The following is a 22,349-nucleotide window of genomic DNA, read 5'->3' on the forward strand; positions in this document are numbered from 1 at the left end:
ATCGGATGAGATTCTCCATGTCTGCGACTTCACGGCACGACCCGGTGTTCGCCGCGGTGGACCTGGGCGCCACCAGCGGCCGGGTGATCACCGGCGGTGTCGGCCCCGACAAGCTGGTGCTGACCGAGGTGTACCGCTTCGCCAATACCCCGGTCCAGCTTCCCGGCGGGCTCCACTGGGACGTACTCGCCCTCTACCAGGGCATGCTGCACGGACTGCGCGCGGCGGCGCTCAGCGGCCCGGTCGCTTCGGTGGGCATCGACACCTGGGCCGTCGACTACGGCCTCCTGGACTCCGACGGGTCACTCCTCGGCCTCCCGTTCCACTACCGCGACGGGCGTAACACCGCCGCTGCCGAGGAGGTGCTCGCGCGATGCGATGCGCAGGAGCTGTACGAGGTCGGCGGACTGCAGCACCTGCCGTTCAACACGGTCTTCCAGCTGGCCGCCCACCGTTCCACAGCTCAGTGGCCCGCGGCCCGGACCCTGCTGCTGATGCCCGATCTTCTGGTGTACTGGCTGACGGGGTCGGTGGGCGCGGAAGTGACCAACGCGTCGACGACCGGTCTGTTCGACGCGCGTTCAGGCTGCTGGTCCGACCGCCTGCTGGGGCGGCTCGGACTGGAACGTTCGATGTTCCCCGCCTTGCGTGAACCGGGTGTGCGAGCGGGCACGCTGCTTCCCCACGTGGCCGGGTTCACCGGGCTGCCGGTGGAGACCCAGGTGACGACCGTCGCCTCGCACGACACCGCGTCGGCGGTTGCCGCGGTCCCCGCCACCGAACAGGGATTCGCGTATGTGTCGTGCGGTACGTGGTCGCTGGCCGGTCTCGAACTGGACGCGCCGGTACTCACAGAGGAGTCGAGGGCCGCGAACTTCACCAACGAGCGCGGTGTGGACGGCACGGTGCGCTATCTGCGCAACATCATGGGGATGTGGCTGCTCGAGGAGTGCCGTCGTACGTGGGAGCGCGCCGGTACGTCGACGGGTCTCGCGGATCTTCTCGCGGGCGCTGCGCGTGCACGGCCGTTCGCCTGTGTGATCGACCCGGACGATCCGGTGTTCCTGGCGCCGGGAGACATGCCGTCACGGATCGACGCCGCTCTCATCCGGACGGGGCAGGGGACCCCGGACGGCCCTGGTGGGTATGTCCGGTGCGTTCTGGAGAGCCTGGCGCTGGCCCATCGCAGGACGCTCCGGGAGGCCGCCGAGCTGGCGGGCCGCGAGCTGACACGGATCCATCTGGTCGGCGGTGGCTCGCGTAACGAGCTGCTGTGCCAGTGGACCGCCGACGCGACCGGTCTGCCGGTCACAGCAGGGCCCGCCGAGGCCACCGCGCTCGGCAACGTACTGCTCCAGGCGCGGGCCCATGGGCTGGTGGGCGGCCTGGCGGACATGCGCGGACTGGTGGCACGCACCCAGGAACTGCGCCACTACACACCTCAGGGGGACCCGGGGGCATGGGACAGGGCCGCCGGCCGGCTGACGGTACGCCTGTGAGCGGCCCGGTCCCTCCCGCTGCCGCCGTCGGCGGCCGTGGGAGGGACCGGGAACACCTTTGCGTGTGCGAGGAGGGGCGGGTCAGTTCGAGGCGAGGCCCAGTTCCTGGTCACCGAGCGGCTCGAAGTGGCGTGCGACCTCGGCGGCGCTGACATCGGCAAGCTCGGCGGGGTTCCACCGCGGAGTGCGGTCCTTGTCGATGATCCGGGCACGCACGCCCTCCACCAGGTCATGTCCCGTGAAGGCTCGGCAGGAGACACGGAACTCCTGGTCGAGGGCGGCTTCCAGACTGCCGAGCCGGCCGGCACGGCGTACGGCGGCCAGAGTGACCTTGAGTGCGGTGGGTGACGCGGTGAGGAGCGCGGCGGCGGTCTCCTTCGCGGCGGACACCCCACTGTCCACCAGTCGGTCGATGATCTCCTCGACCGTGTCGGCGGCGTAGCACTCGTCGATCCACGCGCGGTGCGCTGCGAGCTCTCCTTCAGGCGCTGCCGCCGTGCAGCCCCGTACTGTCTCTGCCAGGTCGGCGGGTGTCGCGGTACGGGCGAGGGCTGTCGTGAGGTCGGCCAGGCGGTGGGACGGGACGAAGTGGTCGGCCAGGCCGCACAGGATGGCGTCGGCCGCGTCGACGGCCCTGCCGGTCAGTGCGAGGTGGGTCCCGAGCTCACCGGGTGCCGCGGCCAGCAGGTAGGTGCCCCCTACGTCGGGCACAAAGCCGATTCCGGTCTCGGGCATCGCGACACGCGAGCGTTCGGTGACGATGCGGACGTCGCCGTGGGCCGACACGCCCACGCCGCCGCCCATCACGATGCCGTCCATGAGCGCCACGTACGGTTTCGGGAACCTGGCGATCCGGGCGTTGAGGCGGTACTCGTCACGCCAGAAGTCCACGGAGGCACGACGGCCCGCCCGTGCGTCCTCATAGATAGACCGGATGTCGCCGCCCGCGCAGAGGCCGCGCCCGCCGGCTCCGCCTATCACGACTGCGGTGACCGTGTCGTCGCCGGCGGCCATGCTGAGCGCTTCATCGATGCCACGCACCATGGTGTGCGTGAGCGCGTTCATGGCTCTGGGCCGGTTGAGGGTGATGTGCAGGATGTGACCCTCGGTGTGCAACAGGACGGGCTCGTCATCGTTCATGTGTGCGCTCCGGTCAGCCGTGGACGATCTCTGCCCGCCATTCTGCGACGGCCGCCGTCGGGTCCGGGCGCCGGGGGCGCCCGTGCCAGCGCTGTGGCACTCCCGCATCGCGGGCTCGACAATTGAGATCTACGGGCCGCGACGTCCAGCAGCCCCGCCGGACAACCTCCGGAGCAGGCATGACCGACTCTTCACGGCGAGCAGACGACGCAGCGTCGCGGCTCCGGATCGAACGGCGAGCCGCCGGTGAGACCAGGACCGCGGAGCGCCTCGCGCTGAACCGGACCGGCAGCTTCGAATGGGATCTGGACGCCCGGACCCTGGACGTCGACGAAGCCGGGCTGCTGGTCTTCGGCCTGGACGCGGCGGCCTTCGAGGCGTCGCCGTCGGCAGTGGCCGACCGGCTGGACGCGACGGACCGGGCGAGTCTGGAGACCACCATCGACGAGGCGATCTCCGGCGGGAGCAACTCCTACAGCGTCCACTTCCAGATACCCCTGGAGGACGGGACCAGCCAGTGGACGCATGTGCAGGCGCGGATCCTGCGGTCCGAGGACGGGCGGGCGCACCGCGTCGTCGGCGTGGTGCGGGATGCGACGGCCGAGGTCACCCGTTCGGCCTTGGTCCTGGATCTGGAAAAGCGGCACCGTCGCCAGACGAGCATCGTCGAACGCACCACCACGGCGATGTCACGCGCGGTGACCGTGGACGACGTCACCGCAGCGCTCACCGGCCCGGGCGGTCTGGTCGGAATCGGTGCGGACGGACTGGCGCTCGGGCTCGTGGAGAACTCAGCACTCAAGATCATCGCTTTGAGCGGTGACTCGGTGGAGGTTCTCGAAGGCCTGGGTTCCGGGCAGCTCGACGCGACGTTCCCTCTCGGGGACACGATCCTCAGCGGGCGCCCCCGGTTCATCACCTCTCTCGCCGCGCTGCTCCGGCGCTATCCGGTACTCGAACCCCATATCGGCGAGCTGAACTTCCGCGCCGTCGCCTACCTTCCGCTGATCGCTCAGGCCCGCCCGCTGGGCGGACTCGCGCTCTTCTACCGGGAGCGCACGGTGTTCAGCGCGGACGAGAGGATCCTGTGTCTGGGGCTGGCCGCCATCGTGGCCCAGTCACTGCAGCGGGCGATCCTCTTCGACGAGGAGCGCGAATTCGCCACCGGGCTGCAGTCGGCCATGCTGCCGCGGCGGATCCAGGAGATCGAGGGCGGCGAGATCGCGGTCCGCTACCACTCGGCGTGGAGCGGCCGCGAGGTCGGCGGCGACTGGTACGACGTGATCACACTACCGAGGGGCCGTATCGGCGTCGTGGTGGGCGATGTTCAGGGACACGACACGCATGCTGCGGCGATCATGGGCCAGCTGCGGATCGCCCTGCGCGCGTACGCCGCGGAGGGGCACCCTCCGGCGACCGTGCTGGCGCGGGCCTCCCGCTTCCTGGCGGAGCTGGACACCGACCGGTTCGCGACGTCGACGTACGCGCAGGTGGACCTCGCCACGGGGGCGGTGCGCGTCGCTCGGGCCGGACACTTCGGACCGCTGATCAGGCACACCGACGGGCGGGTCGGTGTGCCTCAGGTACGCGGAGGTCTGCCGCTGGGAATCTCCACGGACTTCCGTGACGAGGAGTATCCGGAGACCCGCCTCGACCTGGTGCCCGGCGAGACGCTCGTCCTGTACACCGACGGGCTGGTCGAGGAACCGGGTGCCGATGTCGACACAGGTATCGCGGCGCTGATCCATGAAGTGAGTGACGGGCCGGACAGTGCCGAGGCGCTGGCCGACCATCTCTCGGACCGGCTGTGGGAGCGGTGGGGTTCGGGGGATGACGTGGCCCTGCTGGTCCTGCGGCGCAGCCCGGACCTCGGTTCGCCGAAGGCTCCCCGACTGCATCAGTACATCCATCAGGCGGATCCGCAGGGACTCTCGGAGGCACGGTCGATCGTGCGTCAGGCACTACGCGACTGGGGCCTCGCCGTGTTGGCTGACGACGCGGAGCTGGTCACGGGCGAGCTGCTGGTCAATGTCCTGCTGCACACGGAGGGCGGGGCGGTGCTGACGCTGGAGGTGCTGCCGGAACCGGTTCGGCGCATCAGGCTGTCGGTACAGGACCGTTCGAGTGTCTGGCCGCGACGCCGCGAACCGGGCGAGACGTCGACCTCGGGGCGGGGTCTGCTGCTTCTCGACGCGGTCGCCGAACGCTGGGGCGTCGAGCCTCGCGGAGAGGGCAAGGCCGTCTGGTGCGAGATCGGCCCCACCTCGTCAGGCTGAGGATGTGGTGGAACGTCACGGGGGCGTACCGCAACGGAGTTGACGCGGTACGCCCCCGTCGGCACACCGGTGTTCCACCACCGGCGTGCCGGAGAGCCCTGACTCGTCAGTGCTGCGTGGCGCGGCGCTTGCGGACGGACCACAGGATGCCGCCGCCGGCGAGAAGAACCGCGAGAGCGGCTCCGCCGATGACGGGCGTGGCGGACGAGGAACCGGTCTCGGCCAGGTCCGGAGCGCTGCTGCTCGGCTCAGCGGGAGCGGGGGCGGTCTGCGTGGCGGTCTCGCTCGGCGTCGCACTCGGCTCGGCGGTCTCCGAGACGGGGGGCTCCGTGTTCGGGGTCTCCGAAGGCGTCGCCTCCGTCGGGGTGGGGGACGGGGTCTCGCCCTCGCACACCTCGGCGGTCTTTTCCTCCTGGAAGGAGTACTGGGCGTCGTCCCCGGCCTTGACGACGAGGCGGACGGTCAGCTCCTTGTCGTGCTTCGGAAGCTGCAGCGGGGTCTTCGTGCTGAATTCCTGGCCGAACTCGGTCGTGGCGAGCAGATCGTCGCCGCCCACGACGGAAACGGTCACCTCATTGGTGGCGCTGCCCGAGTAGGCCTTCAGGTCGAGCGTGACTTCGGAGCAGGTCACGGCCCAGGTGGGGGTGTGAGCTGCGGCCGGACCTGCGGAGATGACCCCGCCTGCCAGGCCGACCACCGCGGCGGCCGCGAATGCTCCCGCGCCACGCCACGATCTCCTGGGTATGGTCATGGATTTTTCCTCCATTGAGTACACCGCTGGGATTGCGGTGGGGCGCACAGTACTGCCACCCGTCCCAGGCACACCCACCCGCCCCACGCCCCAACGAAGCGTCAACCATGCGCGGATCATCGGTACTTATGACATGTCGGACACGCCAGGATAGCCGGAAGTCACCGCACTCACGGCCCTCCCGGCGGACTATGAGGTTGATTTCAGAGAGCCTTGTGCATGATGTGCAGCCCCACGTAGCCCTGTGTGGGGTGGTTGAATCCTTCGGGCAGTGTGCCAATGACCTCGAAGCCCAGGGAGCGGTACAACCGCACGGCGTGGGTGTTCGTCTCCACCACGGCGTTGAACTGCATGGCCCGGTATCCCGCAGTACGCGCCCAGTCCACGGTGTACTCGCACAGGGCCCTGCCCACGCCCCGGCCGCAGTGCTCCGGGGCGACCATGTAGCTGGCGCTGGCGATGTGCGAGCCGTTGCCCATGTGGTTCCGGTTCATCTTGGCAGTGCCGAGAACGGTCCCGGCGTCGTCCACCGCGACGACCGTACGGTCCGGCCGCGAGAGGAGCCACCAGCCCCGGGCCGGCTCCTCGCCGAGCTCCACAGGGTAGGTGAAGGTCTCACCCGCGGCGACGATGGAGTGGAAGAACGGCCATATTGCGGGCCAGTCCTCCTCAGTGGCTTCTCTGATCAGCATGGGGGCCACGATGCCTGGGCGAACATTCCGACGCAATCCCTTTAGTGATCTCTGCGCCCCGGCCTCCGCAGCCTGATCCGATCGAGCAGCCCCCACCCGGCAACGAGCCCCCGGCCGCGACGGCGGGCCAGCCGGCCGACTTGCCCGGACACCAGCCCCGGTACACCTGGAACCGGTCCATCCGACACCCGCTGGTCCGAAACCCGCAGGTCCGACACCCGTCGCTCCGGGACCAGTTGATCCGGTGCTGACCGGAACGCCACCGAGTCGCATCCGGGGCGCGGAGCGGCCCGGACAGCACGCGCCTGTTCGAGCTCCAGCGTCAGATTCACCCGGCGCCAGAGGATTTCGTCCGGATCATCCGCCAGCATCAGCCTCACCATGGCCTCCCTCCCGGATTCGGACCCCGGTCGCCCGAATGCGGCATCCGGCTGCACCCGGGCCAGATAGGCGCGCTCGTAGGGATCCTCCACCACCTCCGCCAACTGGACCGGGTCCAGGGCGGATGCCTGCAGCGCGGCTCGCACCCACGGGTCCTTCGCACGGACCAGAAGCCGGTCGATCCTGCGTGAACGCCAGTTGCGGGCACGCCAGTCCGTGCCGGCCTCCAGCATGGTCCGCATCCCCACCGGGCTCCTGCCCGCGATCAGATCCGGTTCCTTCGCCGCGAAAGTGAGGAGCTCGTCCACCAGATACAGCCACACCACCGCGCGGTAGCGATTCAGATAGAACGCGACCGGCGAGACGCATCCGACGCGGGCAAGGCCCGTGAAACGCGCGGGGCTGACTCCGAGCAGCCTGGCGCCTTCCGCCGTCCCCGCCGTGCGCACCCGGTCCCGCAGCGAGTCGGGGAACCCCGGCAGAGCCCGCAGCCGGTCGATCTCCTCCTGCCGGACCCGCGGCCGGGCCCAGCCCGTCGCCTGTTGTGAACCGATCACCCCCAGATGGACGGCGAGATCGAATTCGCCCCGCTTCAAAGCCAGTTCGTGAGCCGCGCGGGCGGCGGTGACGCACACGGCTGTCCCCGACCCGGCGATGCGCGCGCGGGCAGCTTCCGTAACGGTCATGATCTTCCTCCCCCATGAGGTCCGCATACTCTCTGTGATCACAGTAGCTCGGAGAGCAATGCCTCACGAAGGCCTGTGGACAACTTCCGGAAAGTCACTGAACCTGCAGGTCAGAGACAGCAGAGGACGTCATGGGGTCGTGCGGGTCAGAGGCGGTCGATGCTCTCGACGCCCTGCCGCGCCGTCACGCCGAGGTGCTCACCCACCCGGTTGACCATCAGGGTCATCTCGTAGGCGACCTGACCGACATCGGCTTCGGCGGTGGTCAGCACGCAGAGGCAGCTGCCGTCCCCCGCCGCCGTCACGAAGAGCAGCGCCTCATCGAACTCCACCATGGTCTGGCGTGCTTTTCCCGCCCCGAAGTGACGGCCCGACCCGCGGGCCAGGCTCTGCAGCCCGGACGAGACCGCCGCGAGGTGCTCAGCATCCTCCCGGGCCAGGTCTGTGCTCGCCCCGGTCACCAGCCCGTCGTTCGACAGCACCAGCGCGTGCTGAATGTGCTCCACCCGGCTGGTGAGATCATCGAGAAGCCAGTCAAGTCCCCGGTCCAGCGCCATGTGCTCGTCCTCCCCGTTCGTCCGTTCCCCACGTTTTGCGCAAGCCTTGCGCACGGCTCCCCTGCGGGCAAGCGCCTGCCCACTCCGGGGGCGTCGCTTCCCGCCACGGTCCACAAGCCGCCGAGGACGGGCGCCCCGAGCGCTCCGTGATGCGCTCGGCGGGCAGCCGCGTCAGCGGAACGGGCCTGGCGCGCCCGGACACAACCGGCTTCGGCAGGTCTCCGGGAAGCACCCGCACCACACCTACGCGCAAACATGCGTCCGCTGGCAGTTCAGCCACCGAAGGCCGCACTCCTCCGGACCGCATGAGCTGCCGCGGCTTCAGGGGGCGGCCCCGCTCACTCGGCCGGTGCGTCCGAGTGCCGTCCGTGCGGCACGGGGCAGCCGCGCACGCCCGGAGTGGGGAAGGTACCGAGCCGGGCCACCGCGTATCCGTCCGGGTAGCCCTTGATCTCAGGGTTCTGGCGGGCGTAGTGGGGTGCGGAGCGCGGCGGCAGGAGGCGGACCGCGCGCGCCCTCAGCCGCAGGGCGCCACGGGTCACTCCCCGGGCGACGGGCCCCGGTCGCTCGTAGCGGAACGTCCGCAGCAGTGAGTCGTCGAGCAGCGCCAGGCCGGCCTTGCGCACCAAGGGTGCGAACGGACGCGGATGCCAGGAGCCCATGAGGGCGAGGGTGGCGTCGGACACCCTGCGTGCGCCCTCGTCCCAGCCGAAGTGCTCGTCCTCGTAGGAGTCCAGGGCGCGCTCGAAGTCCTCGTACGTCTGCGGGACGTCCTGGATGCCCATGCGGGCGCCGAGGGTGCGGTAGTACGCCGCGAAGGCACGCAGTTCGTGACCGGACAGCTTGCGCCAGCCGTACGTGTCGAGCCAGCGCTTGGGGGTGACGACGAATGTGCACAGCACATAACGCATGTCGTCGTTGCTGATGTCGTAACTACGGTGCATCCGGTTGATCCGCCTGACGGCTGTACGACCTGCCTCGCTGTCGAAGCCGTGCTCGACGACGGTGTCGAGAAGAAGTGCGGTGTCGTCGTACCTCTTCTGTGAACGTTCCGTCAGTTCTCCTGTCTCCGCGAGCAGCCGGCCGATGCTGGGCACGGCGTACGTGCGAAACAGGGCGAGTTCGAGAGCGCGGGTGATGTCCCAGGGGAATTCGTACGAGACGGTGAGCCGGTAGATCTCCAGGAAGTCCCGCTCCGGGTCCAGACGCCGGATCTGCTTCAGGCGCGCGTACCGCTTCACCATGATGTCCCCCTGGTCGGCCGGAGTCACCAGCCTACGGGTGCCGGACAGGCCGGCACCACGACACACGGCGCGCCGTGGTGCGCCGCGGCGGCCGGCCGTCTCCTCCGGGTACGTGTCCGTTGTCGCTTGTCAGGGCCTCGACGGCAGGGTTACCGAGTAGTTAGGGTGCGCCGACGGACCAAGCGATCAGGGATGAGGGTGGGTGCTGTGGCTGCGACGGACGAGACGGTCGCCGACGACGACGCGCTGTTTGTGCTGACCGCGGTGCTGCTGACCCCCGCGCAGTTCCCCAGCGTGCTCGGTGACGACTACGTGGCCGCGTGCGCCACGCTCGGGCTGGAGCCGTACGCCGAGGGGTACGGACTCGTACTCGGCCAGGACAGCGGGGGTGCACGCTGGACGGTGGTCGTGGAGGACGTCTCGTCGGTGGCGGTGGCCATCGCCTCGTGGGACTGCGGGATGGAGTACGACCTCTCCCCCGACGACCGCTCGGTGGTCTGTGCGCTCCCGGGATGGCCGCTGGCACTGGCGGTCTCCGCACCCGGTGTACCCGAGCCGCACGATCCGTCGCCGGACCCGGACGGCGGGGGTCCGGCTCCCCTGAGGCCGCCGGACACCGAGGTCTGGGGGCCGCCTCAACGGCGCCTCGGGGCGGACGAGATCGCCCTGCAGTGGGCGGCGTGGCGCGATCAGATCGACGACGAGACCGCGTTCGGGAGCTCCGCGGAGCCCACGGAGGACGGCGAAGGCCAGAACGACGTAAGCCCGGACGACGAGGACGGAAGTCGGGCGGCGCCCGGCGGACCCGGGCAGCACTCCGGCGTACGCAAGGCGCTCGAAGCGGCCCTGGCGTATGTCGGCTCCCCGCCCCCGCCCGGCCGGATCCGCTCCGCGTTCGCTCCGGACGGGGCCCGCACCCTGCGGGTCGACGGCCCCGGCTGGTCCCTGGTGGCCAGGACCGATGACATCGCGTTCGTCCTGCTGGACGACGAGCCGGGCGAGATCATTCCGGTCGGCCGCGGACCCGAACTGCCGGGGCTGCTGAAGTCGCTCGACGAACTGGCCGCCCGACCGGCCTGATCCCGCGCGTCGCGCGGGATCAGGGCCTGGCCGGTACAGCCCGTGCGTACTACACGCGCTCCAGTGGGCGGTGTGGTCCGGCCGGCAGTTCGGCCTCGACAGCGTCACCGGGCCGTACGACTCCGCGCGTCGTGACGACGCCCATGATCCCGGCCTTTCGGACGATGGTGCCGTCGTCCGCGCGGCAGACGACCTGCCGGAGGAGCCCTTCCTGGAATGCGTCGATCTGCAGGCACGGGTTTCGCAGACCGGTCACCTCGACGACCGCCTCGTCGCCGAGGCGGAGCAGGGTGCCCACAGGGAGCGCGAGAAGGTCGATCCCGCTGGTGGTGATGTTCTCCCCGAGATCGCCCGGACCGACCTCGAACCCCGCGTCCTTGAGCTCGGCGAAGAGCTCCTGGTGCATGAGGTGGACCTGACGCAGATTGGGCTGCGTCGGGTCCTGGGCGACCCGGGAGCGGTGCTTCACCGTGACACCGGCGTGCACGTCGCCCTCCACACCGAGTCCGGCCAGGAGCGTGACGCTGTCCTTGCCGGGCTTGGTGAAGGCGTATCCCTCGTTGCTGCTGACCGCCGCCACGATGCTGTTCAGCGCCCTATCTCCTTACGACGGATCCTGCGGAGCCTGCGCCTCTGCGACGGGTCGAGCATCAGGTACCCCAGCGTGGGTACGCCGATGAGGACCAGCAGCGACCACCAGAATCCGATGAACGGAATCAGGACGACTGCCGCGACGACTCCCCCGATGGCGATCTTTGCACCGTTCGACATGATCCACGCCTCCTCCGCGGCCGGAGCCGCTCCTGGTGAGAGAACGCTTGTGCGCCCCTGACGGTTCCGCCCGCGAGGCACCGGCCCGGCGGTGTCTACCGGAGGGGCTCGCCGACCTCGTGCATGTGCTGCAGAGCCTGCCGGTAGGACTCTACGAGGCCAGTCTCCGCGTACGGCATACCGATCGATGCGCAGTGCGCCTTCACCAGAGGCTGTGCCAGCCTGAGGTGGGGCCGGGGCATGCTCGGGAAGAGGTGGTGTTCTATCTGGTAGTTGAGGCCGCCGAGGAGCCAGTCGGTGAGGACGGCGCCCCGCACGTTGCGTGAGGTGAGCACCTGGCGCTGCAGATGCCCCCAGCGGTCGCCGTCGGGGTCGGGCATCTCCATGCCCTTGTGGTTCGGGGCGAAGGCCATGCCCAGGTGGAGACCGAACAGCGCGTGGTGCACGAGGGCGAAAACAACAGCCTTGCCCGGGGACATGACGGTCAGGAGCAGGGTGGCGTACAGCGCGAGATGGCAGGTCAGCAGAAGACCGGACAGCGCGCGCTCACGGACGGGCTGGCGCCGCAGGAACTGGAAGCCGTAGATCTTCAGGGCGATGCCTTCGAGGAGCAGCATCGGGAAGAAGAGCCGCGCCTGGTTCCGGGTGAGCCAGCGGGCGAAACCCTCGCGCTGAGCGGCCTGCTTCTGGGTCCACACCAGGGCTCCGACACCGACGTCGGGGTCCTTGTCTATGTGGTTCGGGTTGGCGTGGTGGCGCACGTGCTTGTCGTTCCACCACGCCTCGTTCATGCCGAGGAGGAGGTTGGCGTGCACGAAGCCGACGATCCGGCCGGCCTTGCGGTCGCCGGTTATCTGGGCGTGGCCGGCGTCGTGACCGAAGAAGGCCGTGCGGGTCCACAGGACGGCCAGCGGCAGGGCGAGAAGAACGTTCCACCAGGTGTCACCGAGGAGCACCATGCCGGTGACCACGACCCCGAGAGCGACCAGGTTGGCGGCCATCCCCGCCGCGTACCAGCCTGTGCGCCGCTCCAGGAGACCCTGCCCCCTGACGGCCTTCAGGAGCGGTGCGAAATCACTGCCGGGGGCCTGAGGGCTCTCCGGAATCTCCGATCCGTCGCGGGTGTGCTGCGCAACGGTGGCTGCTGCCGCCTGGGGCATGACGTCTCCGGTTTCTGGGCATCTGCGCTGACCTCGTCAAACGTACGGAGGGCGGGCCTGCGGCAGCCATGGCGCCATCACCCCGGCCGTGCGGGGGGAATCCCCCGTGTCCGGCGGTGGTGCGGGCTGCACCCCAAGCTTCAGAAGGCAGAAATGCGTGAGGTGGGTCACTGTGCATTTCTCCCGGAACGGGCCGTGGATGGAGTACCCTCGGCGACCCCGGGCTCACTAGTCAAATTTGAGGAATCTGACATCGCTGTGCACAGGCTCCCTGCGGCAACGCTCAACGAGATCTCTGAACTGTCCCGCTGCTCCGCAGTCTTCCTCCCCGCGGATCCGGCCCGTACCGGCCTGATCGCGTTCTGGAATGCGGACGGTAGCACCCCTCCTGGCGATCCAGGGAGTCCGGCGGAGCTGACGGTCGTCGGGAGCGACGTCCGCCCTTGCCTGGTCCCGGCGTTGATGGTGCCCGTGCGGGACGCACTGCCGATCCTGACACGGGCGCGGGCGGCCGCCCATGCCTCCCCCTCGTCAGCTGACGCACATGTCTCCCCGTCCGCCGCGTTCTGGGGTGCGGCCGGTCTGCTCGCGCTCCAACTCGTGGCGCGCGGACGGCTGCTGCCCGGGCTGAGTCCCTCGGACCGCGATGCCTGGCGTGCCGGCCCGCTGACCGCGGAGGATCTCGAACAAATCCGGGTACTGGCGGCCTCCATGCCTCCCGACGCCCACGCTGTGCCGCTCGATCTGACAGCCGATCCCGTGCTGCTCGCAGAGCCGGAGGCGCTGCTGCGATCATTCCTCGACGCGGTGGTTGACGCGATTCCACGCACACCGGCGGCCGAATTCGTGACGGGAGCACCGGCGTTCGCCGCCCCGGCCGCACAGCATCTGCCCGGGCTGCGTCCGTGGGCGGCCGACGTGGCGGCCGGCCATGATGCCGGCGTACGGCTCTCGCTGCGCATCGAGGTCTCGGGGCTCGCCGACGCGGCGCGCGCTGAGGATACCGGGGGTGACGCCGACCGCTCGCCCTCGTTCCGCGCGGTCCTGCAGATCCACAGCGTCCAGGACCCCGCCCAGGTCGCCGACGCGGCGGACGTATGGGCCGACCGCTCCCCCGCGGCGTCGCTCTTCGGCCCGCGCGCCCGGATGGACGCCCTGCTCGCTCTGCGGCGCGCCGCCCGCGCCTGGCCCCCGCTGGCACCCCTTCTGTCGGCCGCGGTTCCGGACGCGGTGGAGCCCGCCGACGAAGAGATCGCGGAACTGCTGGGCCCGGCGGCGGGCAACCTCGCGGCAACGGGTGTCGAGGTGCACTGGCCCAAGGAGCTGGCGAGGAAGCTCACCGCGCGAGCGGTGATCGGCCCGCAGGAGGACGACACGGGACCGGCCGCACGGTCCGGGACGGACACGCCGTCCTTTCTGTCGGCCGACGCGCTGCTCGCATTCGACTGGCGGTTCGCGCTGGGCGACACGAAGCTGAGCAGGGCGGAGCTCGACGGTCTGGCCGAGGCACGCAGACCGCTGGCCAGACTGCGTGACCAGTGGGTTCTCATCGACCCGGAGGACGCCCGGCGCGCCCGGGAGACCCGGGACCGCAAGGTTGCCCCCATCGACGCACTGGGGGCCGTGCTGACCGGGACCACCGACGTCGACGGCCAACGGGTCGAAGTGGCCGCGACGGGCTGGCTCGAGCAGCTGCGCGAGAGGATCGCCGACCCCGAGTCGGGGAACCGCCGGACGGTCGGACAGCCGGAGGCGCTCGACGCGAGTCTGCGCGACTACCAGCTGCGTGGCCTGGACTGGCTGCACACCATGACCTCGCTGGGCCTCGGCTGCTGCCTCGCCGACGACATGGGACTCGGCAAGACGATCACGCTGATCGCGCTCCATCTGCACCGGCAGGGCATCGAACCGGCTGCGGGCCCCACACTCGTGGTATGTCCCACCTCCCTCATGGGCAACTGGCAGCGGGAGATCGAGAGGTTCGCCCCAGGCACCCCCGTACGCCGCTTTCACGGCGGGTCTCGCTCGTTGGAGGGCCTGGCGGACGGCGAGTTCGTCCTCACCACCTACGGCACGATGCGTCTCGACTCGGCACGGCTGGCTCAGGGCTCCTGGGGCATGGTCGTCGCCGACGAGGCGCAGCACGTCAAGAACCCGCACTCGGCGACCGCAAAGCAGCTCCGCACCATCGGCGGACGGGCCCGCATCGCCCTCACCGGAACCCCGGTGGAGAACAACCTCTCCGAGCTGTGGGCGATTCTCGACTGGACGACCCCCGGTCTGCTGGGCCGCCTCGGCACGTTCCGTACCCGCTACGCGAGCGCGGTGGAGGGCGGCAACGACCCCGCCGCGGCCGAGCGGCTCGCCTCCCTGGTACGCCCGTTCCTCCTGCGTCGCCGCAAGTCCGACCCAGGCATCGCACCCGAGCTGCCCCCGAAGACGGAGACGGACCGCGCCGTGTCACTCACCGCGGAGCAGACCGGTCTGTACGAGGCCGTGGTACGTGAGACGCTCGACGCGATCGCCGGTGCGGACGGTTTCGCACGCCGCGGGCTGGTCATGAAACTGCTGACGGCGCTCAAGCAGATCTGCAACCACCCTGCGCAGTACCTCAAGGAGGAACGGCCGCGGATCGTGGACCGTTCGGGCAAGGTGGAGCTGCTGGACGAGCTGCTCGACACGATCCTCGCCGAGGGTGCGAGCGTGCTGGTGTTCACCCAGTACGTGCAGATGGCGCGGCTGCTGGAGCAGCATCTGGCGGCGCGCGGGATCCTCACCCAGTTCCTGCACGGCGGTACCCCGGTCGCCGCGCGGGAGACGATGGTGAACCGCTTCCAGGCGGGTGAGGCACCGGTGTTCCTGCTGTCGCTCAAGGCCGCGGGGACGGGGCTCAACCTCACCCGGGCCGGTCATGTCGTGCACTTCGACCGCTGGTGGAATCCGGCCGTGGAGGCGCAGGCCACCGACCGCGCTTACCGGATCGGGCAGACCCAGCCGGTGCAGGTGCACCGGCTGATCGCCGAGGGCACCGTCGAGGACAGGATCGCTGCCATGCTGGCCCGGAAGCAAGGGCTCGCGGACGCGGTGCTCGGCAGTGGTGAGGCCGCGCTGACGGAACTGAGCGATGCGGAGCTGGCCGAGCTGGTCGAGCTGCGAGGGGGCGCACGATGAACGAGAGCCACGAGCCGGAGCGTACGTTTGCCGCGCTGCCCCCCTCACAGGGCCGCGGCTTCGCCTCGTCCTGGTGGGGTCGGGCCTGGCTGAAGGCGCTGGAGGACACGGCGCTGGACGGTCAGCAGCTGAAGGCGGGGCGGAGGCTGGCCAGAGAGGGGAGGGTCGGCGCTGTGTCCGTCCGGCCGGGCCGGCTGACTGCGGTCGTACAGGACCGCGACTCGACGGCCTACCGCAGTGATGTACTGCTCCAGGAGCTGAGCGAGGAGGAGTGGGACCGCTTTCTGGACATGGCGTCCGAGCGGTCCGGGCACATCGCCGCCCTCCTGGACCGTGAGATGCCACCGCACCTGGTGGAGGACGCGGCCGCCGCCGGCCTCGATCTGTTGCCGGGCATCGGCGACCTGGAGCCGGAGTGCAGCTGCGAGGCCTGGGACCACTGTCCGCATTCGGGCGCCCTCTGCTATCAGGTTGCCCGGCTGCTCGACCAGGATCCGTTCGTGCTGCTGCTGTTGCGGGGGCGCGACGAGCGGCGGCTGCTCGACGAGTTGCAGATGCGCAGCGCCGCCCGGGCCGCCCGTGGACCGGACGACGACGGGCCCGCGGAGGACCGGACGGACAAGCCGGCGCGGGGGGTACGGGCCGATGAGGCGTACGCGGCGCGGGGCATACTGCCTGCGCTGCCCCCTCCCCCGCCCATGCCCGCGCAGCCGGGCCTTTCACCGTCGCTGGGCACGGAGACCGGCCCTGCCCCGGGTATCGATCCTTCGGCTCTGGAGTTCCTGGCGGCGGACAGCGCCGTAAGGGCGTACGCGATGCTGGCGGAGGCACTCGCGCCGGGTCACGAACGGCGGCCTCCGGCAGCCGCGCTGACACCGGAACAGGACGCCGTGCGGCTGGCTTCCGACGGCCGGGCCGGCACCCGTCTCGCGGCACGCCTCGGAGCGGCGGCCGGCCGCGGGCCGACCGGTCTCGAGACCGCCGTACGGGCCTGGCGGTTCGGCGGGACGGCCGCGCTGGCGGTGTGTGAGGAGGAGTGGCTGCCCGGCCCGGACGGCCTCGCCCGTGCCCGTGCACAGATCGCAGAAGCCTGGGAGGAGGGCGACGGTCCGTATCTTCGGGCCGCCGACAACCGCTGGACCGTGGTCGGTTCAGGTGCGCAGCTGCGGTACGGGCGGGACGGACGATGGTGGCCGTACGCCAAGGAGCGGGGCCGATGGGTGCCGGCCGGGCCTGCGGAGGACGATCCGGCATCGGCCCTGGCCGGCGTGCTGTCCGGTTCCTGAGCAGCCGGCACCCGTCACAGCTGTCTTCGCCCGGGCGGAACCGTACGGTCGGGCAAGGCGTGTTGTGCCGTAGACGGGCCCTCTCCCACCCTCAGGAGTGCTGATGCAGCGCAGACGGATTCTTCAGGGCGCCGCGCTCACGGCAGCCGCGGCGCTCCTTCCGGCATCTGTCCGTGCCGTGGCCGCCCCCGCGGCGGACACGGACTACCCGGGGGCACAGTGGTCCCCGGCATCAACGTCCAACTACACCGTGTCGAGTCGCCCTTCGGCGTACCCGGTCGACCGGGTCATCATCCATGTCGCCCAGCAGACGTTCACCGAGACGATCGGCATTTTTCAGAATCCGGCGAAACAGGTGTCCGCCCATTACGTGGTGCGCTCGGGCGACGGCTTGGTGGCCCAGTGCGTGCGGGAGAGGAACATCGCCTGGCACGCGGGGAACTGGGACTACAACACCAGCAGCATCGGCATCGAGCACGAGGGGTGGGTGGACCAGCCCTCGTACTTCACCCACACGATGTATGAGCGGTCGGCGAGGCTCACGGCGGACATCTGCGACCGGTACGGCCTGACCAAGGACCGTGCGCACATCATCGGCCACCATGAGGTGCCGGGCAGCGACCACACCGACCCCGGGGTCAACTGGGACTGGGTGCGCTACATCCGCCTCGTCAACCTCGTCTGAGGCCGTCCCGACGGCGCGCAACTCCGGATGTGGTTCACCGGACCTGTCCTGCGCCCCCGGGGAACCTGCCGGGAAACGGCATCACCTATCCGGGTGGAGGGGACCCAGCCCCCCCACCGCGTTTCCGTGTCGGGTCTCCGTCGTCCCGCGCATCGTCGGCACGGTGGCCCGTCTCCGGTGCGCCTCCGGCCGCCGCTCCCTCGGGGCCACCCTCCCCCTCGGTGGTTGGTGGCCCCACGGCTCCGCCGCCCCGCAGGCGCTCCAGGTCGGAGGACCGGACCTGGATGATCAGCAGTGCGATGAGGGCGGCCACGACGGAGAAGACAGCGGCGGCGACGAACGCGCTGGAGACACCCGAGGCCAGCACCTGGTCGCCCCACGGCGGGGGGAGCTCTCCCGTCCTGCGGAACTCCAACTGCTGCGCCGGGGTCGCCTCGGCGAGAAAGCGCGGTATCTGGTCCGTGGCCTCGTTGCGACTCGCCGTACCGAACACGGTCACCAGGATGGACAGCCCCAGCGAACCACCGACCTGCTGGGTGGCGTTGAGGACCCCGGATGCGGCTCCCGCTTCGCGGGGTGCGACACCCGAGACCGCCATCAGCGTCAGGGAAACGAACTGCATGCCCATGCCGAAGCCGAAGACCAGGATGGGCCCGAGGATGCTGCCCAGATAGGTGCTGTGGACATCGGTCAGCGTGAGCCAGCCGAGCCCCGCCGCCGCCAGGATCGCGCCCACCACCATGAAGGGCTTGGGGCCCCATCTGGGCAGAAGTTGCGAGGCGAGTCCCGCACTGATCGCGATGATCACGCTGATCGGCAGGAAGGCCAGCCCGGCCCGCAACGGGCTGAAGTCGAGGATGTTCTGCACGAAGAGGGTCAGGAAGAAGAACATGCCGAACATCGCAGCGGCCAGGCTCAGCATCATTCCGTAAGCGCCGGCGCGATTACGGTCACGGAACATGTGCAGGGGTGTGATGGGCTGCCTCGACCGGCGCTCGACGGCCAGGAAGACCAGAAGGAAGACCACGGCGCCCGCGAAGGCCCCGATGGTCAGGGCGTCGGTCCAGCCGTCCTCGGAAGCCCTGATGAAACCGTAGACGAGCAGCACCATGCCGAGCGTGGAGGTGAGCGCCCCGAGGAGGTCGAAGTGGCCGGCATGGCGTTCTGATTCCTTGATGTACCGAGGCGTCATGAGAGCGATGAGCAGCCCGATCGGTACGTTGACGAAGAGGACCCAGCGCCAGTCGAGCCACTCGACCAGCAAGCCGCCGGCGAGCAGGCCGATCGCGCTGCCGCCGGCGGACACAGCGGCGAACACGCCGAACGCCCGGTTCCGCTCGGGTCCTTCCCGGAAGGTCGTGGTGATGAGCGAGAGTGCCGTAGGTGAGGCGATCGCGCCGCCGACGCCCTGCAGCGCCCGTGCTGCGAGCAGTTGCCAGGATTCCTGCGAGAGGCCGCCCAGCAGGGAGGCCAGCACGAAGAGCAGCACGCCGAAGACGAAGACCCTGCGGCGTCCGAGAATGTCTCCCAGTCGCCCTCCGAGCAGAAGCAGCCCGCCGAAGGTCAGGGTGTAGGCGTTGATGACCCACGACAGACTCTCGGTCGAGAAGCCCAGCGAGGTCTGGATGTGCGGCAGTGCGATGTTCACGATGGTGATGTCGAGAACCACCATCAACTGGCACGAGGCGATGATGAGCAGCGCTATGCCCTTGCCGTGGCCCCGCTCCGGAGTTTCGGCAATGGGCGCGGACTTCGCTCGGGATCCGGTCATGGCTCTGTGTGCCGTACGAGTCGATGAGTGAACGAAAACGTTCACTCATCGACGTTAGGACGGACCGGACGGGGCCGCCAATCGATCACACGGCAAGGGCGAGGACGGCACCCCGGACATGCCCTGCGCGGGACCGCCAGGGACTACCAGTAGTGGCGTCGGCCCCCGACCGCGTGACCCACTGCCCCGAGGAGCCAGAGAGCGAGCCCGATCACGAGCAGGATGATCCCGATGGTCCAAAGTACTCCCAGGCCCGTCACCAGGCCGAGGATGAGAAGGATGGCTCCGATGATGATCATGGCTGCCTCCGATCGCAGCGCTCCTCACATGAAGAGGAAGCACATAAGTGAGGATATGCCCTGATTGGCTCCGTGCCCAGAGACCCTCTGGTCCGGTCCGCCGCCACAGAGACCCGTCCCAGGCCCCCGTCAATCACGTGGCAGCAGAGTCCCCAGCGGGCCGAGGTCCAGGTTGAGGTCCTCAGGACGCACCCCGTGCTGCTCGCAGAGTTCCGCCATCCGCTGGTCGAGCAGCATGAGCGTGGTCCCGATCTCGTCCACCTGACCGTCGGTGAGGTCCCCCTGATCGATACGGCGGATGGCCTGCCGTTCCATGAGCTGACGCAGCAGTTCCACCACGGTCAGCACGAGCGCCACGAGATCCTGCCCCAGCTGGTCGGAGTCGATGTCGAGTCGCTGGTTGGTCACAGTGGGCCTCCGTCCGCCCAGGGGGCCGGAACGCGTTCATTGACGGACGAGAGGAGGGCGTGGAGTGACAGCCGCACGAGCGGGACGTCCGCGATCGCGATCACGAGGTCACCGCTGATCACCACGCCCGTCGCCAGCAGTCGGTCGAGCAGGTCGACGAGCGGCACGCCGATGGGGCCGGTCAGGGGTTCGGGGTTGTCCCAGGGCACCACTTCGCGTTGCATGCCTCATACCTCGCCGACGAAGGAGTACGGCACCCAGGGCCCGGAAACTTCGATCCGGGCTCCGGTCGCGTCCCGCAGTGTCCGGGTGAGTGCGTCGAGTTCTGCCGCCTGGTGCTCCGCCACCAGGTAGGTCGCGTTGAGTACCTGTACGCGGCCCTGCCCTGCCGGCTCGGGGGCGTGCAGCCGCAGCCTGCGTCCTGAGGCGGCGATGCACTGGAACGCGGCATCCACCGTCTCGGCGACCCTGAGGGCGTCCTCGTGCCGCCGTTCACGCTGTGCCTGCACTCCTCGCTTGCGCTCCAGATAGGCGAGGCCGGCTCCGGGTGCCGGGCGCGAGCGTGCGGCCGGCGCCTCCTCCCGGGAAGGGAGGTGGCCCTGGTCCGGCGGCGGGGATTCTGGAGCGTAGACCTTCACCCCCCACTCGCAGTGGCCCGCCGTGCGCTCCAGGGCAGCGCGGAAGCGCTCGGTCTCGTCGAGGAGTGCCCGCCGGGCACGCTCCTCGCCGTGGTAGAGAGTGGCCAGGGGAAGGGGAACAGTGGGGCACGAAGCGGCAGCTGCCGACACGACGTCGTGGTGCGCCCGTGCGTAGCGTTCGAGCTCGTCCCGGTCGGACATCCTGGTCTGCCACGCCTCGTCCGTGAAGTCAGCCGCCCGGACGGTCTGAACGATCGCGGTCAGCCCACCGAACCGCAGTGGGCGCAGCTGTGTTTCCACCGCGACACCCGGCAGGCGGACGAATACCGCCGGATCGGGTGCGTTGCACACCGCGAATACGTACAGGGCGCTCTCGTCCGCCGTCTGTTCGGGTCCCCGCTCCGTCATGTGGCTCGATTCTCCTTGCTCATCGGTCGTCCGACGTATCGTCCGTCTTCGACTCGAGCGCTTCCAGGCGCTCGCGCAGTTCACGGTTCTCATCCAGGAGAGAGTCGCGCGCGGCCCGTGAACTCAGCGCTGGATCGGTTTCCCACCAGTCGATTCCGGCCTTCTTCGCGGTATCCACGGATGCGACGAACAGGCGGAGCCGGATGGTCAGAAGCTCGATGTCGAGTAGGTCGATCTTGATGTCACCCGCGATGACGATGCCCTTGTCGAGGACACGTTCGAGGATGTCCGCGAGGTTGGTGTTCTGCGGACCCGGGATGGGGTACGCCTCCCGCCCGACGTCCAGATCAGTCACCGTGACGCCCTCCGCCCACGCTTCCGGGGAGCGGGTTGTTCTTCTTCCTCCTCCTCCTCCTCCTCTTCCTCTTCCTCTTCCTCTTCACCCTCGCCTTCTCCCTCGTCCTCGTCCTCGGGTTCCTCCTCCTCGTATTCGTCCTCTTCTTCCTCGCCTTCGGGTTCCTCTTCGTCCTCGTCGTACTCTTCGTCGTCTTCGGGCTCCTCGCCCTCGCCCTCCGGCTCCTCCTCGTTCTCGGAGTCTTCGGGCTCCTCGCCTTCCTCGGCTTCCTCGTTCTCCATGGCCTCTTCGTGAGACACGACTACTTCCCCGTCACGAATTTCACCGCGCCAGCCCTCGGGCTCCTCGTCGGTGAGTGTGACGTACTTCTGGAAGAGCTTGAAGTCGAGTCGCATGCGGCGGCCCTGCACTCGCCACAGATTGCCCGTCTTCTCGAAGAACCCCGAGGGGTAGTACTCCACAACCAGAACGATCCGGGTGAGGCTCGGCGCCAGTTCGTGGAAGCTGACACAGCCACGAGTGGATCCCTTGGCTCCCTCGGACGTCCACACGATGCGGTCGTCGGGCACCTGCTCCTGGACCGTTGCCTTGAAGCTGCGCGAGGAGGGACCGATCTTGACTTTCCAGTCGCTCGACATCTCCTCGTCCATCGATACGCTCTGCACGCCCTTCGTGAAACTGCTGAACTGGTCGTACTGCGTCCAGTAGTCGTACGCGTCCCGCAGAGGCACCCCCACATCGAGGACCTCGATGATGTTCATGGACTTGCCTCCGCCGGGCTTGCTCTTGCCCTTCCCGCCCCCGAACGCTTCCTTGGCCTTGTCCACGACCTTGTCCTTTACGTTCCCGGCTTTTTCCGAGACGAATGCCTTCACCGGAGATTCGCCCTGCATGACGCGGGATGCGATCGACGGCAGCGAACCGCCGTTGTCGGCGATGTCGGTAAGCTGCCCGGTGAGCCCGGTCAGCTTGTCTCCGGCCTTCTGCGCGAGCTTCTCGGTCTGTGCGCCGACAAAACCCGATAGCTCCTCGCGCAGGCGGTCCATGCCCGAGCTCTTCGTCTCGGGTTCGTCCTTTTCCGTCCTGGCCAT

General features: G+C 69.3%; 22 protein-coding genes. 6 read left to right on the forward strand and 16 right to left on the reverse strand.

What is annotated here, in order from left to right; genetic code table 11:
- Nucleotides 1-17: 17 nt before the first annotated feature.
- Nucleotides 18-1,499, forward strand: a complete 1,482-nt coding sequence (locus tag BFF76_RS09195) for a rhamnulokinase (RefSeq protein ID WP_065847950.1) — start codon at nt 18-20, stop codon at nt 1,497-1,499.
- 81 nt (nt 1,500-1,580) lie between these two features.
- Here BFF76_RS09195 and BFF76_RS09200 read toward each other — a convergent pair whose 3' ends face one another.
- The gene (locus BFF76_RS09200; RefSeq protein WP_065847952.1) at nt 1,581-2,639 is read right to left on the reverse strand and encodes an enoyl-CoA hydratase/isomerase family protein; all 1,059 of its coding nucleotides are present in this window, start codon (nt 2,637-2,639) and stop codon (nt 1,581-1,583) included.
- Nucleotides 2,640-2,818: 179 nt separating this feature from the next.
- Between BFF76_RS09200 and BFF76_RS09205 the strand changes: the two genes are divergently transcribed.
- On the forward strand, nt 2,819-4,915 hold the full coding sequence (locus BFF76_RS09205; RefSeq protein WP_065847954.1) for a SpoIIE family protein phosphatase: 2,097 nt from the start codon (nt 2,819-2,821) through the stop codon (nt 4,913-4,915).
- A gap of 106 nt (nt 4,916-5,021) precedes the next feature.
- On the opposite strand, the gene BFF76_RS09210 is transcribed toward BFF76_RS09205, so the two are convergent.
- From BFF76_RS09210 to BFF76_RS09230, 5 genes are all read right to left on the reverse strand, one after another.
- Nucleotides 5,022-5,666: an LAETG motif-containing sortase-dependent surface protein gene (locus tag BFF76_RS09210; RefSeq protein ID WP_053928990.1), complete on the reverse strand. Its 645-nt coding sequence runs from the start codon at nt 5,664-5,666 to the stop codon at nt 5,022-5,024.
- Nucleotides 5,667-5,869: 203 nt separating this feature from the next.
- Complete coding sequence (locus tag BFF76_RS09215) at nt 5,870-6,358, reverse strand: GNAT family N-acetyltransferase (protein ID WP_065847956.1); 489 nt, start codon at nt 6,356-6,358, stop codon at nt 5,870-5,872.
- Nucleotides 6,359-6,399: 41 nt separating this feature from the next.
- On the reverse strand, nt 6,400-7,425 hold the full coding sequence (locus BFF76_RS09220) for a DUF6397 family protein (protein ID WP_079122351.1): 1,026 nt from the start codon (nt 7,423-7,425) through the stop codon (nt 6,400-6,402).
- Nucleotides 7,426-7,571: 146 nt separating this feature from the next.
- Nucleotides 7,572-7,982 carry a roadblock/LC7 domain-containing protein gene (locus tag BFF76_RS09225; RefSeq protein WP_053928988.1) on the reverse strand — a complete coding sequence of 137 codons (411 nt, stop codon included), beginning with the start codon at nt 7,980-7,982 and terminating at the stop codon, nt 7,572-7,574.
- Nucleotides 7,983-8,320: 338 nt separating this feature from the next.
- Nucleotides 8,321-9,226, reverse strand: a complete 906-nt coding sequence (locus tag BFF76_RS09230) for an oxygenase MpaB family protein (protein WP_065847970.1) — start codon at nt 9,224-9,226, stop codon at nt 8,321-8,323.
- 192 nt (nt 9,227-9,418) lie between these two features.
- On the opposite strand from BFF76_RS09230, the gene BFF76_RS09235 reads away from it, so the two are divergent.
- On the forward strand, nt 9,419-10,306 hold the full coding sequence (locus BFF76_RS09235) for a hypothetical protein (protein WP_031090185.1): 888 nt from the start codon (nt 9,419-9,421) through the stop codon (nt 10,304-10,306).
- A gap of 49 nt (nt 10,307-10,355) precedes the next feature.
- Here BFF76_RS09235 and BFF76_RS09240 read toward each other — a convergent pair whose 3' ends face one another.
- The 3 genes from BFF76_RS09240 to BFF76_RS09250 all read right to left on the reverse strand — a co-directional run bounded on the left by BFF76_RS09240 (nt 10,356) and on the right by BFF76_RS09250 (nt 12,237).
- Complete coding sequence (locus tag BFF76_RS09240; RefSeq protein WP_065847957.1) at nt 10,356-10,886, reverse strand: MOSC domain-containing protein; 531 nt, start codon at nt 10,884-10,886, stop codon at nt 10,356-10,358.
- An 8-nt stretch (nt 10,887-10,894) separates the two neighbouring features.
- Nucleotides 10,895-11,077, reverse strand: a complete 183-nt coding sequence (locus tag BFF76_RS09245; RefSeq protein WP_031090180.1) for a hypothetical protein — start codon at nt 11,075-11,077, stop codon at nt 10,895-10,897.
- Between the two features lie 95 nt (nt 11,078-11,172).
- Nucleotides 11,173-12,237: a fatty acid desaturase family protein gene (locus BFF76_RS09250; RefSeq protein ID WP_031090178.1), complete on the reverse strand. Its 1,065-nt coding sequence runs from the start codon at nt 12,235-12,237 to the stop codon at nt 11,173-11,175.
- Between the two features lie 258 nt (nt 12,238-12,495).
- On the opposite strand from BFF76_RS09250, the gene BFF76_RS09255 reads away from it, so the two are divergent.
- The 3 genes from BFF76_RS09255 to BFF76_RS09265 all read left to right on the forward strand — a co-directional run bounded on the left by BFF76_RS09255 (nt 12,496) and on the right by BFF76_RS09265 (nt 17,379).
- Nucleotides 12,496-15,408 (forward strand): DEAD/DEAH box helicase, encoded by a 2,913-nt coding sequence (locus tag BFF76_RS09255; protein WP_065847958.1) that lies wholly within the window; start codon nt 12,496-12,498, stop codon nt 15,406-15,408.
- A complete protein-coding gene (locus BFF76_RS09260; RefSeq protein ID WP_065847959.1) occupies nt 15,405-16,694 on the forward strand; it encodes an SWIM zinc finger family protein in 1,290 nt (429 codons plus the stop codon). Before BFF76_RS09255 ends, BFF76_RS09260 begins: the two co-directional genes overlap by 4 nt.
- Before the next feature lie 103 nt (nt 16,695-16,797).
- Entirely contained in the window at nt 16,798-17,379 is a 582-nt protein-coding gene (locus BFF76_RS09265) for an N-acetylmuramoyl-L-alanine amidase (protein ID WP_031090172.1), read from the forward strand.
- 85 nt (nt 17,380-17,464) lie between these two features.
- On the opposite strand, the gene BFF76_RS09270 is transcribed toward BFF76_RS09265, so the two are convergent.
- The 7 genes from BFF76_RS09270 to BFF76_RS09295 form a co-directional block, all read right to left on the reverse strand.
- A complete protein-coding gene (locus tag BFF76_RS09270; protein ID WP_065847960.1) occupies nt 17,465-19,150 on the reverse strand; it encodes an MFS transporter in 1,686 nt (561 codons plus the stop codon).
- Between the two features lie 143 nt (nt 19,151-19,293).
- On the reverse strand, nt 19,294-19,449 hold the full coding sequence (locus tag BFF76_RS32910; protein ID WP_167359481.1) for a DUF6131 family protein: 156 nt from the start codon (nt 19,447-19,449) through the stop codon (nt 19,294-19,296).
- A gap of 129 nt (nt 19,450-19,578) precedes the next feature.
- Complete coding sequence (locus tag BFF76_RS09275; protein ID WP_031090170.1) at nt 19,579-19,857, reverse strand: gas vesicle protein K; 279 nt, start codon at nt 19,855-19,857, stop codon at nt 19,579-19,581.
- On the reverse strand, nt 19,854-20,081 hold the full coding sequence (locus BFF76_RS09280) for a gas vesicle protein (RefSeq protein WP_031090169.1): 228 nt from the start codon (nt 20,079-20,081) through the stop codon (nt 19,854-19,856). The genes BFF76_RS09275 and BFF76_RS09280 overlap by 4 nt, the downstream gene beginning before the upstream one ends.
- 3 nt (nt 20,082-20,084) lie before the next feature.
- Nucleotides 20,085-20,903: a GvpL/GvpF family gas vesicle protein gene (locus tag BFF76_RS09285; protein WP_053928982.1), complete on the reverse strand. Its 819-nt coding sequence runs from the start codon at nt 20,901-20,903 to the stop codon at nt 20,085-20,087.
- Between the two features lie 19 nt (nt 20,904-20,922).
- Nucleotides 20,923-21,258, reverse strand: coding sequence for a gas vesicle protein (locus BFF76_RS09290; RefSeq protein WP_031090164.1), 336 nt, complete (start codon nt 21,256-21,258; stop codon nt 20,923-20,925).
- Nucleotides 21,255-22,349, reverse strand: a complete 1,095-nt coding sequence (locus BFF76_RS09295; protein WP_065847961.1) for an SRPBCC family protein — start codon at nt 22,347-22,349, stop codon at nt 21,255-21,257. Before BFF76_RS09295 ends, BFF76_RS09290 begins: the two co-directional genes overlap by 4 nt.

It is taken from the genome of Streptomyces mutomycini, from assembly GCF_001700505.1.
In the GTDB taxonomy this organism is placed as follows: domain Bacteria; phylum Actinomycetota; class Actinomycetes; order Streptomycetales; family Streptomycetaceae; genus Streptomyces; species Streptomyces mutomycini.